The sequence below is a fragment of the Pseudoalteromonas porphyrae genome (assembly GCF_001298125.1).
GTDB classification, from domain to species: domain Bacteria; phylum Pseudomonadota; class Gammaproteobacteria; order Enterobacterales; family Alteromonadaceae; genus Pseudoalteromonas; species Pseudoalteromonas neustonica.
Map to the genome: position 1 here is coordinate 1 of NZ_LHPH01000052.1, position 2,436 is coordinate 2,436.

The 2,436-nt window shown below is 42.0% G+C and carries 2 protein-coding genes; both read left to right on the forward strand.

Annotation, left to right across the window (positions count from 1 at the left end; genetic code table 11):
- Positions 1 to 83: 83 nt before the first annotated feature.
- Positions 84 to 1,634 (forward strand): IS21 family transposase, encoded by a 1,551-nt coding sequence (gene istA, locus ADS77_RS21010; RefSeq protein WP_054456185.1) that lies wholly within the window; start codon positions 84 to 86, stop codon positions 1,632 to 1,634.
- Positions 1,635 to 1,645: 11 nt separating this feature from the next.
- Positions 1,646 to 2,401, forward strand: a complete 756-nt coding sequence (gene istB, locus ADS77_RS21015) for an IS21-like element helper ATPase IstB (RefSeq protein WP_054456186.1) — start codon at positions 1,646 to 1,648, stop codon at positions 2,399 to 2,401.
- Positions 2,402 to 2,436 lie beyond the last annotated feature (35 nt).

A 2,436-nucleotide genomic window follows, 5' to 3' on the forward strand; every position in this document is an offset into this window, starting at 1 on the left:
GCCACTCGTTACCGAGTTCACGTTTTATCATTTTTGTAGGTATGTTAAACCGTTATCTAAATCGTTTGATGAGGATAACAATAATGTCAACAAGACCTATATCTATGAGTAAATTACATGCTATTTTACGGCTGAAATATTCAGCAAAATTATCCCATCGAGAGATTGCTAGAAGCTTAAATATCTCCCCTGGGACCGTCGCTAATTACGTTAAAAAGGCCAATGAGTTAGGCTTAAACCAATGGCCGTTACCTGAAGATAAACAACACGGTACTTTTCTTAATACAAAAATCAGGGACTTCTCAACCCGTCAGAAAAGATATCCAACACCTGACTGGCTCACCATCAATAAGGATTTAAAGCAGCACAAACATTTGACGTTGCAGTTAGTATTCGATGAATTGCGTGAGGAAGTCGGTGAACCTTATTACAGCTATAGCCACTTCTGCCGCGCCTATCGGGAATGGTTAGGAAAACAACGGTTGTCGATGCGTCAGCATCATAAAGGCGGTGAAAAGCTGTTTGTGGATTATTGTGGCCCCACGCTGACCATCACGTGCCCTACAACACAGGAGACACGCACTGCTCAAGTGTTTGTTGCCGTGCTCGGCGCATCAAATTATACCTATGCTGAGGCAACGTATAGCCAGCAACTTGAAGATTGGGTGATGAGTCATGCCCGTTGTTTTGCGTTTTTAGGCGGTGTGCCTGAACTTGTTATTCCCGACAACTTAAAAAGTGCTGTTAGTAAACCCTGTCGCTACGAGCCTGATCTAAACCCCACTTATCATCAATTAGCCGAGTATTATAACGTCGCTGTCATACCCGCTAGACCTTATAAACCCAAAGATAAATCGAAGGCTGAAGTCGGTGTACAAATTGTTGAGCGTTGGATCATGGCACGCTTGCGTAACCAAACCTTCTACAGTTTAGCGCACCTAAATCAAGAAATAGCAAAGCTACTTGATGTAATGAACAATAAGGTGATGAAGCAATATCAACAGTCACGTAAACAGCTCTTTGATATGGTGGATAAAAGCGCATTAAAGCCATTGCCTGAAAAGCCCTATCACTATACACAAATCAAAACGGTGCGAGTACACATTGATTATCATGTTGAAATAGAAAAACATTATTACAGTGTGCCGTATCAGTGGGTTAAGAAACAATTACGCGCACACATAACCAATCAGCTAGTACAGCTTTATCATGACGATACCTTAATCGCACAGCATCCGCGCTCACATCGTTTAGGTGGGCATACAACACAGCCTCATCATATGCCTCTGGCGCATCAAAAACAGCATGAGCAGTCACCGATAAATTTACGCTCATGGGCATTAAGTATTGGGAAGTATACCCACCAAGTTGTTGAGTTACAACTCAGTGGACGGCGTCACCCCGAGCACGCTTATCGCGTCTGTTTAGGGCTGTTAAGTTTAGCTAAAACGTATTCAAAAGAACGGCTTGAGCAAGCATGCTATCGCGCCATCGTGATGAATACGACCACACTCAAATCAATTAAGCAGATGCTGAAAAAAGGGTTGGATCAACAACCGTTACCCACACAGCAAACAGAGCCAGAAAAGCCAATTACACATAGCAACATACGCGGCACACAGTATTACCATTAAGGAAATGAATCATGATAGACACCATTAACCAGCAACTTCAACTACTCAAGTTATCGGGTATAAAGCAAGCACTCAAGCAGCAGCTTGAACAGCCAAATCTATATCAAGAGCAAAGCTTTATAGAGCGCATCAGTTTATTGCTAACACATGAAATTGACACGCGTGAGCAAAGAAAAATCGACAGGTTCGTGCGACATGCTAAATTCCGCTTACCGGCTCAGTTAAATCAACTGATTTACTCGCCGACACGCAATATAGAAAAAGCACAGATACGTAACTTAAGCCAAAATAGCTGGTTGAACTTACACCAAAATATCTTAATCACTGGGGCAACAGGCTGTGGAAAAACATACCTCGCATGTGCCTTAGGGCATGAGCACTGCCTACAAGGAAAAAGTGTTTACTATATTCGATTAAAAGAGTTACTTGAGAGCCTGTTTCTAGCACAAGCAGATGGTAGTTACCGAAAATTACTAGCGAAGCTAATAAAGTATGATCTACTGATCTTAGACGACTGGGGGCTTGAACCACTGAGTGCGCAGCAACGAGGTGACTTACTCGAATTAATCGATGCGCGATATGGGTATAAATCACACATAATAATAAGTCAGCTCCCGCAGGAAAACTGGCATGAGATGATCGGAGAATCAACCCATGCTGACGCCATTTTAGATAGGCTAATTCATGGTTCGATTAAGTTGAACTTAAAAGGAGAATCGATACGAAAACAGTTAAATAAATTGACTGATGATGATCAGTTAAGCTAATTTAAAAACGGCTCTACAAAATGATAAATCAGGTG

Bases quoted from the DNA above. Each gene is read 5' to 3' on its own strand.
- istA (WP_054456185.1), top strand. From the start codon at position 84: ATGTCAACAAGACCTATATCTATGAGTAAATTACATGCTATTTTACGG.
- istB (WP_054456186.1), top strand. From the start codon at position 1,646: ATGATAGACACCATTAACCAGCAACTTCAACTACTCAAGTTATCGGGT.